The following is a 16174-nucleotide window of genomic DNA, read 5'->3' on the forward strand; positions in this document are numbered from 1 at the left end:
CCTATCCACCCGTGCCGATGTGGGCGACGTCGAAGGGCGTCGTCTGGTAGATCTGGTTGATCCAGTTGGCGAACAGCAGATGGGCGTGGCTCCGCCACCGGTTTTCGGGCGGGAGGCTCGGGTCGTCGTCGGGGAAATAGCCCTGGGGAACCGGCGTGGCCGCGTCCTTGGCGACGTCCCGGACATATTCGTTGCGCAGCGTGTCCGTGTCGTACTCGATGTGGTTGAACATGTGCAGCGACCGGTGGGCGGCGTCCTCCAGCAGGCAAGGGCCAGCCTCTGGGGAGTCCAGCAACACGCGCAGGCCGCTTTTGGGGGGAATGTCCTCCTCGCGCACCTCGGTCCAGCGCGAAACCGGGATGGGCACGCCGTCGGACAGGCCGCACAGATAGGGCGAGGCGGGGGCGCGGTTGCGGTGCCGGTACACGCCGGATGCCTTGCGCGGCAGGAGATGCTTCGGCACGCCGTGGAAATGATGGACGGCGGCCTGCGCCGCCCAGCAGATGTTCAGACAGGAATGGACGTGGCTCTGCGTCCAGTCGAATACCGAACACAGCTCGTCCCAGTAGGACACCTCCGCGAAGGGCATCGTCTCGACCGGGGCGCCGGTGACGATGAAGCCGTCGAACGTCTCGCGGCGCGCGTCCTCCCACGACCGGTAGAAGGCGCTCATATGGTCGGCCGCGGTGTTGCGCGGCACATGGTTGGTGATCCGGATCAGCGACAGTTCGACCTGAAGCGGCGTGCTGCCGAGAAGGCGCGCGATCTGCGTCTCGGTCCGGATCTTGTCGGGCATCAGGTTGAGCAGGCCGAAGCGCAGGGGCCGGATGTCCTGCCGGATGGCGTCGGCCTCCCGCATGACCATGACGCCCTCGGCCTGCAGGGCGGTGAAGGCGGGAAGATCGTTGGGTATCTTGATGGGCATGACTCGTCCGGCTCCGCTGTCGGTGCATCGGTCGGAACAGACGTCATGGCGAACCCCGTTTGTTTGCCGGTCCGGCCACATCCCCCTTCGGGACGCCACCTTGCTCGGGAAAGCAGGTTGGCGTTGAGCGTCCGCTCAACTCTTGATGCACGGTGCACATTATACGGGCAGCGGCGGCTTGGCAACAGGAGTGGGGCAACAGCGGCGGAGCCGTGGTCCCATCAGGCGGCAGGGGCCGGGTAGAACCACGTGTTGAGCAGAAGCAATAGCGCCCAGAAGCCGATCTCCAGCGTTTCGGTGATCGGCTGGATGCGCCGGATGGCGCCGTAGACATGGACCGCCAGCATCAGCCCGAACACGCCGAACAGGACATCGAAGGCGTAGGCGGTCGCCTCCACCGTCGTCGCGCCGCGCAGCATCAGGAATTCGACGATCAGGATGAATGCCCCGAGGCAGCGGCCGAAATAAACGGCGAGGTCGGTGTCCTGCGGGATGCGCCAGAGCATCAGGCGAGCCCAGGCGAGCGGCGCCACGAAAATCGGCAGGGCGAAGAAAAGCGTCGTGCTTATCATCAGGACAAGCAAATAGGTCTGCGCGTGCTGCGCATAGATGCTCAGCATGGCGGTTCCTCCATTTTGTATTCTTGTTGGAAAAAGACGCGTGACGGTCATGGAGTGCCGTGACAGCCGCCGGTTGTCAAACCGATTGCCGCGCGCTTCTTCGAAAGTATGAGGAGAAGCGGGAAGCCGGAACCCGTGCTGCAACGGGGCTGCCGGTGAGCGGTCCCGCGGCCGCCCACCGGTCCTGTCTTGCGATCCTCAGGCGGCCTTGATGGCGATGAGGAAGTTTTCCACCTCGCTCTTCAGGCGCATCGCCCCCTGGTTCAGGTCGCCGGAGGCCGACATCACCTGGGTCGCGGCGCTGCCGGTCTCGGTCGCGGCCTGCGACACGCGGCTGATGTTGCTGGTCACTTCCTGGGTGCTCTGCGCCGCCTGCTGGACGTTGCGGCTGATCTCCTGGGTCGCCGCACCCTGCTCCTCGATGGCGGCGGCGATGGAGGAGGAGATGTCGTTGATCGAGGAGATGGTCGCCCCGATCCCGCGGATGGCGCCGACCGCCCCGCCGGTGGCCGCCTGGATGGCGCCGATCTGCTGGGCGATCTCCTCCGTCGCCTTGGAGGTCTGGTTGGCGAGGCTCTTGACCTCGCTCGCCACGACGGCGAAGCCCTTGCCGGCCTCGCCCGCCCGTGCCGCCTCGATGGTGGCGTTCAGAGCCAGCAGGTTGGTCTGGGCGGCGATGTTCTGGATCAGGTCCACCACGTCGCCGATGCGCTGGGCCGCTTCCGACAGCCCCTGCACGGTGGCGTTGGTGCGGTCGGCCTCGTCCACCGCCTTGCCGGCGATGCCGGCCGACTGCGACACCTGCTGGGAAATCTCGGTGATGGAGGCGGCCATCTCCTCCGACGCGGCGGCAACGGTCTGCACGTTGGCGGAGGTCAGCTCCGCCGCCGCCGCCGCGCTGCCCGCCTCGGCCCGCGTGTGCTCGGCGATGTCGGTCATGCTGCGGGCGGTGGTGTCGAGCTGCGACGCCGCGGCGCCCACGGTCTGCAGGACGCTGTGCACCGCGCCGTCGAAGTTGCGGATCAGCGAGTCGATCCGCTCGGTGCGGCGGCGCTTGTTCTCCTCCTCGGCGGCCTGGGCGGCGGTCAGGCGCTCCGCCTCGATCAGGCCGTCCTTGAAGACCTGCACCGCGCGGGCCATGGCGCCGATCTCGTCCTGCCGGTTGCCGCCCTCCACCGCGACTCCGAGGTCGCGCCTGGCCAGACGGTCCATGATGGAGGTCAGGGCGACGATGGGCCGGGCGACCGACTTCGTCATGGCGATGCCGGCGAACAGGCAGAGGACCGCCACGAACGCGATGGCGCCCAGAATCCAGTTCCGCGCTCCGACATAGGTCGCCCGCCCCGAGTCCGCCGCCTTCGTGGCGTTCTGGACGTTGGAGGTGGTCAGGTCATTGACGAGCGCGGAGCACTCATCGAACGCCTTGCGCGATTCGTCCCGGTAGATGCCTGTAGCCTTCTCGTTCTCGTTGGCTCGTGAGGGGGGAAGCAATTTGCCCTGGCTGATTTTCAGATAGCCATCCCAAGCCGCCTCCCAGCGTCTGAAGGTCTGGGTTTCCCAACCGGGGGCCAGCAGCGGCTCATATTTCCGCCGGGCCTCCGCCAGGCGGTTCAGAACCGTGGTCATCTCCTTTTCAACCTCGGCCATTTCCGCCGGGTAGAGCGCCAGGATGTGGGACGCCTCCAGGATGCGGTAATCGTTGGCCGCACCGTCGATCTCTCCGATGGCGGTGACGCTGGGCAGCCAGTTGGAGCGGATTTCCTCCGCGGCGTGGTTGACGGTGCTCAGCCGGTCGACGGCGAACAGTCCCAGGGCGACTGACATCAGCAGGACACAGACGGTGGCGGCGACCACCTTGGTCCGGATGGTCATGGAACTCAGCATGGACATGGCGCGTATCTCTTTCCCCCGAAACGATGCGGCGGCGGTCGATTGTTATGAGTCTGAACGAAAGGATTCGGCAGACCAGCGCCCGTGCGTTGGGCGCTGGATTTGCCGTGATCAAATGATTGAACAGCAAATATTAAGAAAGACGCAAGAATGACGCAGGGAGGCTGTCTCCCGCTTTTCAAATGGTTTCTTTCTTTTAAGAAAGATGAATGTCTCAAGAGGCGAGCGCGACCAGACGACCGCAAGCCAAGGTTCAGAGCGGCGGCGCGTAGGTGGCCAGCAGGAAGGACAGGGTGACCACGCTGGCGATGGTGGACATCAGGATCGCGGCGGAGGTGCGCTCCACATAGATGCGGTACTGGCTGGCCACCACGAAGGTCAGGGCGCCGGTGGGCAGCCCGGCGAGGATGATGGCCGATCCGGCCCAGAAGGGGTCGAGCGGGAACAGCGTCTGGATGAGGAACCACGCCAGCGCCGGCTGCACCACCAGTTTCAGGGCGCTGATCCAGCCGACCTCCAGCAGGTTGGCCTTCAGGCTCTGGGTTGCCAGGAACAGGCCGATGGCGAACAGGGCGCAGGGACCGGCGGAGGCGCCCATCAGGTCGCAGTAGATGGCGATCGGGCGCGGCACCGGCACGCCGGACAGGAAGACCGACCAGGCGAGCCCCAGGGCCGTGGAGATGATCAGCGGGTTCTTGACCAGCGCCCGGCCGACGTCGCGCAGCGCCTTGCCGATGCCGCCGCCCTGACTGTTGGCGAACTCCAGCCAGATCACCGCGATGCCGACCATGATCGCGCTCATGATGACGGTGGCGAGGATGGCCGGGGCCAGACGGTCCGGGCCGAAGGCCGCCAGGAACAGCGGGATGCCCATGTAGCCGGTGTTGGAGAAGCAGGCGTTCAGCCCCTGCATGCACTGGATCTGCGTGCGCTCCCGGTGGATCAGCCAGCCCAGCAGGGCGCCCAGCGCGTAGACCGCCAGCATCGAGCCGAGAAAGGCGCCGATGAAGGGGCCGTTGAAGATCTCCGGCAGCGAGCGCTTCGCGGTGCCGAGGAACAGCACCGGCGGCAGGGCCATCCAGTAGACGAACTTGTTCAGCGCCTCCGACGAGGCGGGACCAAGAAGCTTCGCCTTACCGGAAAGGACGCCCGCCAGGATGATGGCGAAGACCGGGAGCGCCACGTTGAAGACCACCGACATGGGGCCGACCTTAAGGGGCAACCCGTCCCCTGTCGAGGGACCCACCCGTCCGCCCCGGGCATAGCTCCCTTGACGGCGCTCCCTCCCTTGACGGCGCGCGGGGGGCGGGCAAGATTGGGCGGGGCCCTTTTTCCGCAGGAGTTTCGATGATCAACCATCACAGCGCGCTCATCTACGTCATGGTGCTGGTGTCGGCGTGCGACGGCGACATGACGGACGCGGAGCTTGAGGCCATCGGCGAGAACGTCCGCTACCTGCCGATCTTCAAGGATTTCGACATCGACCGGCTGACCGATGTGACCCGCGAATGCTCCGGCCTGCTGGCCGACGCCGACGGGCTGGAGACGACGCTCCAGATCGTCAAGGAGGCCATTCCGTCCAAGCTGTCCGAGACCGCCTACGCGCTCGCCTGCGACATCGCCGCGGCGGACCCGTCGGCCTCGCAGGAGGAACTGCGGATGCTGGAACTGATCCGGCACAAGCTGGGCGTGGACCGGCTGTGCGCCGCCGCCATCGAACGCGGCGCGCGGGCGCGCCACACCCGCCTGTGACGGCCGGTGACATGACCGGACGGCCAGGTCTGGCGGGACGGACGGTTGGCGTCATCGGGCTGGGCCTGATGGGCCGGCCGATGGCCCGCAATCTGGCGAAGGCCGGTGCTGCCCTGGTGATCAGCAGCCGCAGCCCCGGCCCGGTCGAGGAGCTGGCCGGCGAGGGCATGAGCCCCGCCGCTGGACCGGCGGAGGTCGCCGCCCGCGCCGACGCCATCGTGCTGATGCTGTCGGACACCGTGGCGGTGGAGGCGGTGGCCGCGGCGCTGATCGACGCGCTGCGGCCCGGCCATCTCGTCATTGACATGGGCACCACGGCGGTCGGGGCGACCCGCAAGCTGGCCGAGGCCGTCCGCGCCAAGGGCGCGGAGTGGGTCGACGCCCCGGTGTCCGGCGGCACGGTGGCGGCGGAGGCCGGCACCCTGACCATCATGGCCGGCGGCACGGAGGAGGCCTTCGCCCGCGCCCTGCCGCTGTTCCAGGCGATGGGCCAGCGCATCACCCATGTCGGCGACAGCGGGGCGGGGCAGGTCGCCAAGATGGCGAATCAGGTGATCGTCGCGCTGAGCATCGGCGCGGTGGCCGAGGCGCTGGCGCTGGCCAAGGCGGCGGGGGTGGAGCCGGGCAAGGTCCGCGACGCCATTCGCGGCGGCTTCGCCGAGTCGCGCATCCTGGAGCTGCACGGCCAGCGCATGGTGTCTGGCGACTTCACGCCGGGCGGCCGCGTGGTCACCCAGATCAAGGATCTGAAGCAGGCGGAGGAACTGGCGGAGCAATCCGGCATCCAGCTTCCCGCGCTGGGCCTGAGCCTGGAGCTGTTCGAACTGCTGGCCGAACAGGGCGACGGCGGGCTGGACCATTCCGCCCTCTACCGGCTGTTCGTCAAGTAAGCCTTTCAGGCTCCGGTCGGTTCGCGTCGGCCGGAGCCATCGAGGGCGAGATGCAGCAAGGGGAATGGGCGGCCGCTGTCGTCCAGCGCGGAGCGCCCGACCTCCCGGAAGCCGAGGCGCCGATAAAAAGTCCGTGCGGCGCTGTTCTGTTCGTTCACGTCGACCGTCAGTCCCCACCCGCTGTCCAACGCGGAGGCGACCAGGGCACGGCCGATCCCCTGGCCGTGCCACGCCGGATCGACGAACAGCGTGTCGATCTTCCGCCCGCTCATGCCCAGGAAGCCGACCGGCCGGTCGTCGCCGTCCACCGCGACCATGAGCGCCGCCGCCGGAAGATACTGGTCGCGCACGAGGTCGGCGTAGAAGCCGATGTCCGCCTCGCTCAGGAAGTCGTGCGTGCTGCGCACCGCGGCGAGCCAGACGGCAAAGAGCGCCGGGGCGTCGTCCGGGCGGGAGGGACGGATCGGAATCACGCGTCGAGATACTCCTTCACCAGCAGCTCAGCGATCTGCACGGCGTTGAGCGCGGCGCCCTTGCGCAGGTTGTCGGTGGACGCCCAGAAGGACAGGCCGTTGTCCACCGTGTAGTCCTCGCGGAGGCGGCTGACGAAGACCGGGTCGTCGCCGGCGATCTCGACCGGGGTGATGTAGCCGTCGTTCTCCTGCTGGTCGATCACCTGCATGCCCGGCGCCTTGCGCAGGATGCGGCGGGCCTCCTCGGCGGTCACCGGCTCGACGCACTCGATGGTGATCGCGGCGGAATGGCCGATGAAGACGGGGACGCGGACGCAGGTTGCGCTCACCTTGATCTTGGGGTCGAGGATCTTCTTCGTCTCGACGTTCATCGCCCACTCGTCCCGCGTCGCACCATCCTCCATGAAGGGGCCGATGTGCGGGATGACGTTGAAGGCGATCTGCTTGGAGAAGACGGACTTCTGCACCGGGTCGTTCACGTAGATGGCGCGGGTCTGGCTGAACAGCTCGTCCATCCCCTCCTTGCCGGCGTCCGAGGCCGCCTGATAGGTGGAGACGACGACGCGGCTCACCGTGACCTGCTCGTGCAGGGGCTTCAGCGCCATGGCCAACAGGATGGCCGCGCCGCCGGGGCTGGCGACGATGTTCTTCTTCGCGTAACCGGCGAGCGCGTCGGCGTTGACCTCCGGGACCACCAGCGGGACGTCGGGGTCCATGCGGAACTGCGGGCTGGCGTCGATCACCACGGCGCCCGCCGCGGCGGCGCGCGGCGCGTGGGCCGCCGAAACCTTGGCGTCCGCGGCGAACAGAGCGATGTCCACGCCCTTGAAGTCGAAGCGGCCGACGTCCTCGACCTTCAGCACCGCGTCCTCGCCGAAGGACACTTCCTTGCCCACCGCGCTGTCGGCGGCCAGGGCGATCACCGCGTCGGCCGGGAAGCGGCGGTCGGCGAGGGTGTTCAGCATTTCCCGTCCGACGTTGCCGGTGGCGCCGACGACCGCGACTGTGTAGCCCATGGCGGTTAATCCCTGTGATATGCGGTGCGAAGAGGGCTTGAGGTATGCGGTTCCCAATGGAATTGCAACAGCGCCCGCGTTGTGACACCGTGTCCGCCCCATCACGAACGACCGCGACCGGCACACCGGGGCATGGCCACTCCGCTCGAAGACATCATTGCCAAGGCGATCAAGGACGCGGACAAGTCCTTCTTCAACGAGGACTACACCAAGCAGGCGCGTTCGGTGATGAACGCGCTGAAGAAGGCCGGCTACGAGGTCGCTCCGGTCCGCCCGCCCGAGGGGCTGGTGGAGTGGGCCAAGGAGAACATTCCCTTCGGCCGGCTGCGTCCGGCGGAGCTGATTACCCAGATGTATTCGATGATGGTGGAGAATGTTCGCCGCTTCGACAAGTAATAGGCTGAACGGCGAAACCGGGTTTCGGCCCTGGTAATACCAGCTGCAGCAAAGCCCGTTAGTTTTCAGGCACTTCCCGCGGTGCGCCATTTTGGCCACGGCCAAGTCCCTGCCGTTGACTCGTGTGCGGTAGAGGCGTAATTCAATCGCCAAACACAGCAGGGCTTAAAACTTTCGGTCTCGCATCACCCGCCGTCGCGGCAACAGCCCTCCTTGCCGCGACCGGTCGCCGAACTGAGGACGACGCAATGGCAAACGGCAGCGGTCGGCCGCTCTCTCCGCATCTGCAAGTCTACAAACTCCCCAGGACCGCGCTCCTGTCCATCACGCACCGCATCACGGGCGTGGGGCTGGCCGTCGGGACCCTTCTGCTGACCTGGTGGCTGGTCGCCGCCGCCACCAGCCCCGCCGCGTACGAGCGCGCGCAGCACTTCATCGGCTCGTTCTTCGGGCTGCTGCTGATGTTCGGCTGGTCGCTGGCGCTCTACTATCACCTGTGCAACGGCATCCGGCATCTGGTGTGGGACGCCGGCAAGGCGTTCGAGCTGAGCGAGGCCGACCGCGGCAACCAGATCGTCATCGGTGCGGCGGTCGTGCTGACCGTGCTGACCTGGATCATCGGCCTGGCCGTGTGGTGAGGAGAGAAGACATGGCGTCCAACAGCAAGACCCTCCGCTCGCCGCTGCAGATCGCGCGCGGCCTGGGCTCCGCCAAGCACGGCACCGAGCATTGGTGGCACCAGCGCGTGACCGCCATCGCCCTGGTTCCGCTGACCGTCTGGTTCGTCTTCGGGGTGATCCGCCATCTGGGCGCCGACCACGCGGCCTTCGTCGCGTGGCTGGAGTCGCCCTTCTCGGCGCTGATGATGGTGCTGACCGCCGTAGTCACCTTCCACCACGCCCAGGCCGGGCTGCAGGTGGTGATCGAGGACTACGTGCACAATGAGATGGCGAAGATCCTGAGCATCCTGGCCGTGAAAGCCCTGTGCTTCGTGCTGGGTGCCGCCTGCGTCATCGCCGTCCTCAAGATTTCGTTCGGAGCCTGACGAGCCATGGCCGCCTACGATATTATCGATCATTCCTATGACGTCGTCGTCGTCGGTGCCGGCGGTGCGGGCCTGCGCGCCACCTTCGGCATGGCCGAGAAGGGCCTGAAGACGGCGTGCATCACCAAGGTCTTCCCGACCCGTTCGCACACCGTGGCCGCCCAGGGCGGCATCTCGGCGGCGCTCGGCAACATGAGCGAGGACGACTGGCGCTTCCACATGTACGACACCGTCAAGGGGTCGGACTGGCTGGGCGACCAGGACGCCATCGAGTACATGTGCCGCGAGGCCATCCCGGCGATCATCGAGCTGGAGCACTACGGCGTGCCCTTCTCGCGCACGCCGGAAGGCAAGATCTACCAGCGCGCCTTCGGCGGCATGACCGCCCATTACGGCAAGCAGCAGGCTTATCGTACCTGCGCCGCGGCCGACCGCACCGGCCACGCCATCCTGCACACCCTCTACCAGCAGTCGCTGAAGCACGAGGCAGAGTTCTTCGTCGAGTATTTCGCGCTGGACCTCATCATGGAGGACGGCGTCTGCAAGGGCGTGGTGGCCTGGAACCTCGACGACGGCACCATCCACCGCTTCCGCGCCCAGCTCGTCGTTCTGGCGACGGGCGGCTACGGCCGCGCCTACTTCTCCGCCACCTCGGCCCACACCTGCACGGGCGACGGCGGCGGCATGGTGCTGCGCGCCGGCCTGCCGCTGCAGGACATGGAGTTCGTGCAGTTCCACCCGACCGGCATCTACGGCTCCGGCTGTCTGATCACCGAGGGCGTGCGCGGCGAGGGCGGCTACCTCACCAACTCCAACGGCGAGCGCTTCATGGAGCGTTATGCGCCGTCGGCCAAGGACCTCGCCTCGCGCGACGTCGTGTCCCGCTCGATGACCATCGAGATCCGCGAGGGCCGCGGCGTCGGTGAGCACAAGGACCACATCCACCTGCACCTGGAGCATCTCCCGCCGGAGATCATCCACCAGCGCCTGCCCGGCATCGCCGAGACGGCCAAGATCTTCGCCGGTGTGGACGTCACCAAGGAGCCGATCCCGGTTCTCCCGACGGTGCACTACAACATGGGCGGCATCCCCACCAACTTCCGGTGCGAGGTGGTCAACCCGACCGCCGAGGACCCGGATCGCGTGGTGCCCGGCCTGATGGCCATCGGCGAGGCGGCCTGCGTGTCGGTGCACGGCGCGAACCGCCTGGGCTCCAACTCGCTGCTCGACCTCGTGGTGTTCGGCCGTTCGGCGGCCATCCGCGCCGCCGAGATCGTCGAGAAGGGCAAGTCGGTGTCGTCGTCTGCCGCCGCGACCGACGTCGCGCTGGAGCGCTTCGACCGCATCCGCAACGCCAAGGGCTCCATCAAGTCGTCGGAGCTTCGCCTGGAAATGCAGCGGACCATGCAGAACAACTGCGCGGTCTTCCGCACCGGCGAGGTGCTGGAGGAGGGCGTCAAGCTGATCGACCAGACCTTTGCCAAGAAGGGCGACATGGCGATCAGCGACCGTTCGCTGGTCTGGAACTCCGACCTCGTCGAAGCCATCGAGCTGGACAACCTGCTGTACCAGGCGGTCGCCACGCTCCACTCGGCGAAGAACCGGCCGGAGAGCCGCGGCGCCCACGCCCGCGAGGATTATCCGGACCGCGACGACGAGAACTGGATGAAGCACACCGTCATCGAGGTGTCGGACAAGGGCGAGACGAAGATCGGGTACCGTCCGGTCCATCTCTACACCCTGACCGACGAGGTGCAGGTGTTCCCGCCCAAGGCCCGCGTCTACTAAGGCGGCAAGAGCAAGGCAAGGATACGAACCATGGTCGAATTCAACCTGCCCGCCAATTCCAAGGTCGGCGTCGGCAAGACCATCAACGCCGCCAGCGGCGCCAAGCGGGCGAAGACCTTCAAGATCTACCGCTGGTCGCCGGATGACGGGCAGAACCCGCGGGTCGACACCTACGTCGTCGACCTCGACAAGTTCGGCCCGATGATCCTGGACGCGATCATCTACATCAAGAACAACATCGACTCGACCCTGACCTTCCGGCGCTCGTGCCGCGAGGGCATCTGCGGGTCCTGCGCGATGAACATCGACGGCACCAACACGCTGGCCTGCCTGAAGGCCATCGAGGAGGTGAAGGGCGACGTCAAGATCTACCCGCTGCCGCATATGCCGGTGGTGAAGGATCTCGTCCCCGACCTGAAGCACATCTATGCCCAGCTCGCCTCGATCAAGCCGTGGCTGCAGTCGCAGTCGCCGGCCCCGAGCCGCGAGCGTCTGCAGTCGCCGGAGGACCGCGCCAAGCTGGACGGCCTCTACGAGTGCATCCTGTGCTTCTGCTGCTCGACCTCCTGCCCCAGCTACTGGTGGAACGGCGACCGCTACCTCGGCCCGTCGATCCTGCTCCAGGCCTACCGCTGGATCGTCGACAGCCGCGACGAGATGACGGGCGAGCGCCTCGACAACCTCGAGGACCCGTTCCGCCTCTACCGCTGCCACACCATCATGAACTGCACCAAGGCGTGCCCGAAGGGCCTCAACCCGGCCAAGGCGATCGCCGAGATCAAGAAGCTGATGGTTCAGCGCCGCTGATCCGTCCGTTTCGGTTCACCGATGAAGAACGGGGCGCCTCCGGAAGGGGGCGCCCCGTTTGCTTTGGCCCGTCGGCGTCGTCGCGGCTCAGGCGAAGTCGGGATCGGTGGGCCGGGACGGCGGCAGGTCGTCGTTGGGCAGGGCGAGGGCATGTCCTCCTGTGGGCCGGGGGTGGGCAGGTCCGGGTTGTCGGTCAGGGGGCCCGGGGTGGGAACGTCCTGGCCCGGCGGCGGGAAGGGCGGGGCCGCGCGCAACGGCTGCGGAAAGGCGCTCGAGTAGGTCCAGCCCATGGGTCGGTCGCTCCCGGTGTGGTGAGGGTGTCCTGCATCAACCGTCCGGCTGGCCCGTCTGCGCAGGTTGACCGGCGGCGATGAGGGGGTATGCTTTTCGAGGGAGCGAACCATCCGGATAGAACCAACCCGAAGCCAAAAAGGGAGAAGATCATGGGCAGCACGGCCGGTCAGGCGTTGAGCTACATCCAGGGCGAATGGATCGCGGGCAACCCCGCCATCGTCGGCCCGATGACTCACGCGCTCTGGCTGTCTTCGGTCGTTTTCGACGGTGCTCGCGCCTTCCAGGGCGTGGCCCCCGACCTCGACCGCCACTGCGCCCGCGTCGTGCGCTCCGCCCAGGTGATGGGCCTCGCCCCCATGCTGACCGCCGGGGAAATCGAGGAGCTGTGCTGGGACGGCATCCGCCGCTTCCCCAAGGAGGCCGAGCTGTACATCCGGCCGATGTTTTACGCGGAGGAGGGCTTCGTCGCGCCCGACGCCGAGAGCACGCGCTTCGTCCTGTCGGTCTACGAGGCGCCGCTGCCCAGCGCCGCGGGTTTCACCGCCTGCCTGTCCAGCCGCCGCCGTCCGATGCCGGACATGGCGCCGACCGAGGCCAAGGCCGCCTGCCTCTACCCCAACGCCGGGTTGGCGCTGAAGGAGGCGCGGGAGCGCGGTTTCGACAACGCCATCATGCTCGACCCCATCGGCGGCGTGGCGGAGTTCGCGACGGCCAACCTGTTCATCGCCAAGGACGGGGTGGTGCGCACGCCGGTGCACAACGGGACCTTCCTCAACGGCATCACCCGCCAGCGCGTGATCGCCCTGCTGCGCGACGACGGCGTCGCGGTGGAGGAGGCCACCCTGAGCCCCCGCGACGTGCTGGAGGCGGACGAGGTCTTCTCGACCGGCAATTACGCGAAGGTGGTGCCGGTCACCCGCGTCGAGACGCGTGCCCTGCAACCCGGCCCCCTGGCGGCGCGGGCGCGCGGGCTCTATTGGGAGTTCGCCTTCCGCTGATCCGCTTCGGATGACCCGGAATGCCGGTTTTCGGGCGGTATGCGGCCCGGAAACCGGCTTGATAGGCGGCCCGTTCCGCGGCATGATTTCTTCGAAACGGTGAATCAGTCCATCGAAGGACTCCGTCGAGGGGGGAGATGATGCAATTCCGCGAACGGCGCCGCGTGATCCAGGTGATCCGCACCGTCTACGATCCGGACCTGAAGCGCGGTCGATCGGAACTGGTCGGAAAGATCGACAAGGCCGTGCCCGTGGTCACTGACAGGCTCCAGAAAAGCTGCACGGCTGAGGAGTTGTCGGAGATCCTCACCTATCTGGACGACCGCCACAACCGCTTGCGCAACGAGGCGGTGCGCGCCGGGGCGGAAACCCTGCCGGCCCAGATGCGGGAGGCGGCGGAATATTTCCGCACCCACCGCGACGATGACGCGCGGGCCTTCGCCAGGGAAATCCGCTTGGCGTGGGAGGAGTTGAAAACGGCGTTGCGGGACTCCGGCTTTTCAAGGAACAAGCTGTTGAAAAAAGCCACGGAGCGGGCCGAGGCGGCGCCGATCGCCGTACAGGCCGCTGCGAAGGAGGTGGCCGAACCGGTGGAGGTTCCGCCTGCCGAGGCGCCGGTTCGCAAGCCGCGCGCAAGGAAGGCGAAGACCGCCCGTGTCGTTGCCCTGAACACAGAGGTTTCCAAGGCGGACGAGACCGGCGCTCCTCCGGCCGCGTGAGGGCGGCCCCGGCTCAAGCCCCCGCAAGGAGCAGGAGGCTGGCGGCGTTGCGATGGTGGGCCAAAGCGGCGGTGAGGCGGGACAGCCACGCGTCGCCGGCGGTCCGGTCGGCGGGCAGGGTGCGGCGGCGCCGCGCTACGCCTTGCCGGGCCTCGGCGGCCAAGCGGTCGTGCAGGCGAAGCACCGCGGCGCGGGCCAGGGTGGCGTGCCGGTCCGCTCCGTCGAGAAGCGCCGTCCGAAGCACGCCGCGGGGCGGCGCGTCGTCGTGACGGCGTTCGAGATCATCCAAACGATGTGAAATGAGGGACAGCGGGGCGGGAAGTGGACGCGACGGCGCCCCGGTGGATCCGGTCATCCTCGGACGGTAAGCCTTCTGATAACCGATGTAAAGGAAAAATATCCTAGGACAGAGTGCCGCAGGGCCGACGCTTACTGGCTTGCCCAGACGATGCGGGCCATCCAGGCCACCTCGGCGCGCGGGATGCTGCGGTCCGGGTGGGCGCGGTTGATGGAGATCAGCTCGACCTTGGTGGCGGTTTCGCGAAGGAGTTGCTTCGCCATCACCTCGCCGCCCTTGGTGCGGACGACGACGCGGTCGTTGCGCCGGATTTGCGCGGCGGGCGAGACGATGATGGTGTCACCGTCGCGGTAGACGGGGTCCATGCTGTCCCCCGCGATCTCCAGCGCGTAGGCGTGCGGGTCGCCGATGCTGGGGAACAGAAGCTCATCCCAGCCGACGCCGGAAGGAAAGCCGGCGTCGTCAAAGAAACCCGCGTTGCCCGCCTGCGCATAGCCGATGACCGGCACCCGCTGGAGCGAGCCGGCGCCCGCGGCATCGCCGACGAGGCTGACGAATTCCGACAGAGACGCGCCGGTCGCCTCCAGAACCTTGGACACGCTCTCCGTCGAGGGCCAGCGGAGCTTGCCGTCGCCGGTGGTCCGCTTGCTCTTGTTGAAGGTCGTCGGGTCGAGCCCCGCGCGCCGCGCGAGCCCGGAGGCCGACAGCCCGTGCTGGGCCGCGAGGCGGTCGATCGCCCGCCAAATGTCCGCATGTTTGAGCATGGGAGGATAATCACATAAACGAACCAGCCCGTCCCTAGGAACCTATTCACATTGTCCTTGACGAAGGACTTTAATCGGTACATAACGTGAACATGTGTTCGCCAGCCGCGCGTGCCGCGGCCCATCCGGCGCTCCGCCCGAGAGCGAAGCTGCGCCCGCGAACCCAAAAGCTGCAATTCTCAGGGAGACCTCACGCATGGTCCAGCACCGCAACACGTTCATGGTTCTGTCCGACGCCGTCGGGGAACCATTCGGCAGCGCGGAGGAGGCGTGGTTCTGGTCGGTCCAGGCTCAGGACGCCAAGGCCGCCGGCGCGCGCATCGCCGCCGGGCGGGGGCTGGTCCAACGTCCTTGCGAGCCCGGCGACGTGCTGTGCGCGGTGGACCGGCTGTACCGTCGCCGCCTGCTGATCCGCGACCATCTGCACGTGCTGGTCCACTACGGGCGCCGCCTGATGGCGCCGGACCCGGCGCGGTACCACGAGCAGCGCGCCCACACCCTCTGGCAGGAGGCGTTCGACCGGCTCCGCCCGGTGCTGCGCGAGAAGGGCATCGTCCAGTGAGCGCGCCGATGCCCCAGCCGTGCCAAGTGGGGCCCTGCCAAGTGGGGCCCTGCCGGGCCGGAGCGGACGCGCCGCGCGCCTGGGTGGTCTTCCGGGGCGAGGCGGAGCTGTGGTGGCTGCGCCTGCTGAAGCCGGGATTCCGCCACTGCTTCGCGCTGCTGCATGACGGGCGCCACTGGGTGATCGTCGATCCCCTTTCGCCCTTCACCGACGTGTCGGTCCTCGACCTGCCCGCGGCCTTCGACCTGCCGGGCTGGTACCGCGGAATTGGGATGGCGGTGGCCCCGGCGTCGGTGCGGCGTGGCCTGACCCGCCCGGCCCCCTGGGCGCCCTTCACCTGCGTCGAGGCGGTCAAGCGCCTGCTGGGGCTGCACGCGCCCGCGGTCCTGACGCCGTGGCAGCTTTACCGGTGGCTGGCGCGTCCCGCCGCGTCCTGATCGGCGCCGCCGTCCCGCCCCCGCCTCCAGTCGTCCTGTCTCACCACGAACAAGGAAACCCCGCCCATGGCGAACCTGTTCAAGGCGCCGCGGCCGACGGCGCCGCCCGCCCCCGCCCCGGACCCCACCCCGAATCCCGCGCCCGTCCCTCAACCCCCGCCGCCCCCGCTCCCGAGCCTGCCCCCGAGCCGACCCCGGCGCCGGTGGAAGCTCCTGCGCCGGTTCCCATCACGACGCCCTGGTGGAACACGGCCCCGGAACCGGTGCCGGCACCCGCCGCCCCGGTGGTCGAGGTCCCGGCTCCCGCGGTGCCGCCCACCGTCGACCCGGTCATCCCGCCTTCGGCGACGGAGGAGGAGAAGGACCCGGCGAAGGCCGCAGAAGCGCTGATCCAGCGGCGCAACCGGGGACGGGTGGGGACCGTCCAGACCTCCTGGCGGGGCGCGCTGGACGTCGGCGCGCTGGTGCCGTTGCGCAAGCGCCTGTTGGGGGAGTGAGGC

20 protein-coding genes and 1 riboswitch are annotated in these 16174 nt (G+C 67.8%); of the genes, 12 read left to right on the top strand and 8 right to left on the bottom strand.

Annotation, left to right across the window (positions count from 1 at the left end; all coding sequences use genetic code 11):
• Nucleotide 1: 1 nt before the first annotated feature.
• From ACWPXE_RS19620 to ACWPXE_RS19635, 4 genes are all read right to left on the bottom strand, one after another.
• Entirely contained in the window at nucleotides 2-925 is a 924-nt protein-coding gene (locus ACWPXE_RS19620) for a homoserine O-succinyltransferase (protein WP_454019112.1), read from the bottom strand.
• 49 nt (nucleotides 926-974) lie between these two features.
• Nucleotides 975-1079, bottom strand: a riboswitch (SAM-I-IV-variant riboswitch).
• Nucleotides 1080-1146: 67 nt separating this feature from the next.
• Nucleotides 1147-1545, bottom strand: a complete 399-nt coding sequence (locus tag ACWPXE_RS19625) for a hypothetical protein (RefSeq protein WP_454019113.1) — start codon at nucleotides 1543-1545, stop codon at nucleotides 1147-1149.
• A gap of 198 nt (nucleotides 1546-1743) precedes the next feature.
• On the bottom strand, nucleotides 1744-3435 hold the full coding sequence (locus ACWPXE_RS19630) for a HAMP domain-containing methyl-accepting chemotaxis protein (protein ID WP_454019114.1): 1692 nt from the start codon (nucleotides 3433-3435) through the stop codon (nucleotides 1744-1746).
• A 253-nt stretch (nucleotides 3436-3688) separates the two neighbouring features.
• Entirely contained in the window at nucleotides 3689-4636 is a 948-nt protein-coding gene (locus ACWPXE_RS19635; RefSeq protein WP_145704114.1) for an AEC family transporter, read from the bottom strand.
• A gap of 146 nt (nucleotides 4637-4782) precedes the next feature.
• On the opposite strand from ACWPXE_RS19635, the gene ACWPXE_RS19640 reads away from it, so the two are divergent.
• Both ACWPXE_RS19640 and ACWPXE_RS19645 read left to right on the top strand, forming a co-directional pair.
• A complete protein-coding gene (locus ACWPXE_RS19640; RefSeq protein ID WP_014241609.1) occupies nucleotides 4783-5187 on the top strand; it encodes a tellurite resistance TerB family protein in 405 nt (134 codons plus the stop codon).
• Nucleotides 5188-5198: 11 nt separating this feature from the next.
• Entirely contained in the window at nucleotides 5199-6077 is an 879-nt protein-coding gene (locus ACWPXE_RS19645; RefSeq protein WP_454019115.1) for an NAD(P)-dependent oxidoreductase, read from the top strand.
• Nucleotides 6078-6082: 5 nt separating this feature from the next.
• On the opposite strand, the gene ACWPXE_RS19650 is transcribed toward ACWPXE_RS19645, so the two are convergent.
• Nucleotides 6083-6550 carry an acetyltransferase gene (locus tag ACWPXE_RS19650; protein ID WP_454019116.1) on the bottom strand — a complete coding sequence of 156 codons (468 nt, stop codon included), beginning with the start codon at nucleotides 6548-6550 and terminating at the stop codon, nucleotides 6083-6085.
• The gene (locus ACWPXE_RS19655; RefSeq protein ID WP_454019117.1) at nucleotides 6547-7566 is read right to left on the bottom strand and encodes an aspartate-semialdehyde dehydrogenase; all 1020 of its coding nucleotides are present in this window, start codon (nucleotides 7564-7566) and stop codon (nucleotides 6547-6549) included. The genes ACWPXE_RS19650 and ACWPXE_RS19655 overlap by 4 nt, the downstream gene beginning before the upstream one ends.
• Before the next feature lie 132 nt (nucleotides 7567-7698).
• On the opposite strand from ACWPXE_RS19655, the gene ACWPXE_RS19660 reads away from it, so the two are divergent.
• The 7 genes from ACWPXE_RS19660 (at nucleotide 7699) to ACWPXE_RS19690 (ending at nucleotide 13613) form a co-directional block, all read left to right on the top strand.
• Nucleotides 7699-7962, top strand: coding sequence for a hypothetical protein (locus tag ACWPXE_RS19660; RefSeq protein WP_014241604.1), 264 nt, complete (start codon nucleotides 7699-7701; stop codon nucleotides 7960-7962).
• Nucleotides 7963-8210: 248 nt separating this feature from the next.
• A complete protein-coding gene (sdhC, locus tag ACWPXE_RS19665) occupies nucleotides 8211-8600 on the top strand; it encodes a succinate dehydrogenase, cytochrome b556 subunit (protein ID WP_174440460.1) in 390 nt (129 codons plus the stop codon).
• 11 nt (nucleotides 8601-8611) lie between these two features.
• A complete protein-coding gene (gene sdhD / locus ACWPXE_RS19670) occupies nucleotides 8612-9007 on the top strand; it encodes a succinate dehydrogenase, hydrophobic membrane anchor protein (protein WP_454019118.1) in 396 nt (131 codons plus the stop codon).
• A gap of 6 nt (nucleotides 9008-9013) precedes the next feature.
• Nucleotides 9014-10795: a succinate dehydrogenase flavoprotein subunit gene (gene sdhA, locus ACWPXE_RS19675; protein ID WP_145622812.1), complete on the top strand. Its 1782-nt coding sequence runs from the start codon at nucleotides 9014-9016 to the stop codon at nucleotides 10793-10795.
• Between the two features lie 30 nt (nucleotides 10796-10825).
• The gene (locus ACWPXE_RS19680) at nucleotides 10826-11602 is read left to right on the top strand and encodes a succinate dehydrogenase iron-sulfur subunit (protein WP_014241601.1); all 777 of its coding nucleotides are present in this window, start codon (nucleotides 10826-10828) and stop codon (nucleotides 11600-11602) included.
• A gap of 443 nt (nucleotides 11603-12045) precedes the next feature.
• A complete protein-coding gene (locus tag ACWPXE_RS19685) occupies nucleotides 12046-12894 on the top strand; it encodes a branched-chain amino acid aminotransferase (protein WP_454019119.1) in 849 nt (282 codons plus the stop codon).
• A 137-nt stretch (nucleotides 12895-13031) separates the two neighbouring features.
• Nucleotides 13032-13613 (top strand): hypothetical protein, encoded by a 582-nt coding sequence (locus tag ACWPXE_RS19690; RefSeq protein ID WP_454019120.1) that lies wholly within the window; start codon nucleotides 13032-13034, stop codon nucleotides 13611-13613.
• Between the two features lie 13 nt (nucleotides 13614-13626).
• Here ACWPXE_RS19690 and ACWPXE_RS19695 read toward each other — a convergent pair whose 3' ends face one another.
• Both ACWPXE_RS19695 and ACWPXE_RS19700 read right to left on the bottom strand, forming a co-directional pair.
• Nucleotides 13627-13968, bottom strand: coding sequence for a hypothetical protein (locus ACWPXE_RS19695; RefSeq protein WP_454019121.1), 342 nt, complete (start codon nucleotides 13966-13968; stop codon nucleotides 13627-13629).
• A gap of 74 nt (nucleotides 13969-14042) precedes the next feature.
• Nucleotides 14043-14675 (bottom strand): S24 family peptidase, encoded by a 633-nt coding sequence (locus ACWPXE_RS19700; RefSeq protein ID WP_454019122.1) that lies wholly within the window; start codon nucleotides 14673-14675, stop codon nucleotides 14043-14045.
• A 196-nt stretch (nucleotides 14676-14871) separates the two neighbouring features.
• Here ACWPXE_RS19700 and ACWPXE_RS19705 point away from each other — a divergent pair, with 196 nt between their 5' ends.
• From ACWPXE_RS19705 to ACWPXE_RS19715, 3 genes are all read left to right on the top strand, one after another.
• Complete coding sequence (locus ACWPXE_RS19705; protein WP_454019123.1) at nucleotides 14872-15237, top strand: hypothetical protein; 366 nt, start codon at nucleotides 14872-14874, stop codon at nucleotides 15235-15237.
• Between the two features lie 41 nt (nucleotides 15238-15278).
• Nucleotides 15279-15674: a hypothetical protein gene (locus ACWPXE_RS19710; RefSeq protein WP_454019124.1), complete on the top strand. Its 396-nt coding sequence runs from the start codon at nucleotides 15279-15281 to the stop codon at nucleotides 15672-15674.
• A gap of 203 nt (nucleotides 15675-15877) precedes the next feature.
• Nucleotides 15878-16171, top strand: coding sequence for a hypothetical protein (locus ACWPXE_RS19715; RefSeq protein WP_454019125.1), 294 nt, complete (start codon nucleotides 15878-15880; stop codon nucleotides 16169-16171).
• The last annotated feature ends 3 nt before the right edge of the window (nucleotides 16172-16174 follow it).

It is taken from the genome of Azospirillum sp. Marseille-Q6669 (assembly GCF_965111635.1).

Coding starts and splice junctions, on each gene's coding strand:
- ACWPXE_RS19685 (WP_454019119.1), top strand. CDS start 12,046: ATGGGCAGCACGGCCGGTCAGGCGTTGAGCTACATCCAGGGCGAATGG.
- sdhA (WP_145622812.1), top strand. CDS start 9,014: ATGGCCGCCTACGATATTATCGATCATTCCTATGACGTCGTCGTCGTC.
- ACWPXE_RS19630 (WP_454019114.1), bottom strand. CDS start 3,435: ATGTCCATGCTGAGTTCCATGACCATCCGGACCAAGGTGGTCGCCGCC.
- ACWPXE_RS19690 (WP_454019120.1), top strand. CDS start 13,032: ATGATGCAATTCCGCGAACGGCGCCGCGTGATCCAGGTGATCCGCACC.
- sdhC (WP_174440460.1), top strand. CDS start 8,211: ATGGCAAACGGCAGCGGTCGGCCGCTCTCTCCGCATCTGCAAGTCTAC.
- sdhD (WP_454019118.1), top strand. CDS start 8,612: ATGGCGTCCAACAGCAAGACCCTCCGCTCGCCGCTGCAGATCGCGCGC.
- ACWPXE_RS19635 (WP_145704114.1), bottom strand. CDS start 4,636: ATGTCGGTGGTCTTCAACGTGGCGCTCCCGGTCTTCGCCATCATCCTG.
- ACWPXE_RS19640 (WP_014241609.1), top strand. CDS start 4,783: ATGATCAACCATCACAGCGCGCTCATCTACGTCATGGTGCTGGTGTCG.
- ACWPXE_RS19680 (WP_014241601.1), top strand. CDS start 10,826: ATGGTCGAATTCAACCTGCCCGCCAATTCCAAGGTCGGCGTCGGCAAG.
- ACWPXE_RS19655 (WP_454019117.1), bottom strand. CDS start 7,566: ATGGGCTACACAGTCGCGGTCGTCGGCGCCACCGGCAACGTCGGACGG.
- ACWPXE_RS19705 (WP_454019123.1), top strand. CDS start 14,872: ATGGTCCAGCACCGCAACACGTTCATGGTTCTGTCCGACGCCGTCGGG.
- ACWPXE_RS19695 (WP_454019121.1), bottom strand. CDS start 13,968: ATGACCGGATCCACCGGGGCGCCGTCGCGTCCACTTCCCGCCCCGCTG.
- ACWPXE_RS19620 (WP_454019112.1), bottom strand. CDS start 925: ATGCCCATCAAGATACCCAACGATCTTCCCGCCTTCACCGCCCTGCAG.
- ACWPXE_RS19625 (WP_454019113.1), bottom strand. CDS start 1,545: ATGCTGAGCATCTATGCGCAGCACGCGCAGACCTATTTGCTTGTCCTG.
- ACWPXE_RS19660 (WP_014241604.1), top strand. CDS start 7,699: ATGGCCACTCCGCTCGAAGACATCATTGCCAAGGCGATCAAGGACGCG.
- ACWPXE_RS19700 (WP_454019122.1), bottom strand. CDS start 14,675: ATGCTCAAACATGCGGACATTTGGCGGGCGATCGACCGCCTCGCGGCC.
- ACWPXE_RS19645 (WP_454019115.1), top strand. CDS start 5,199: ATGACCGGACGGCCAGGTCTGGCGGGACGGACGGTTGGCGTCATCGGG.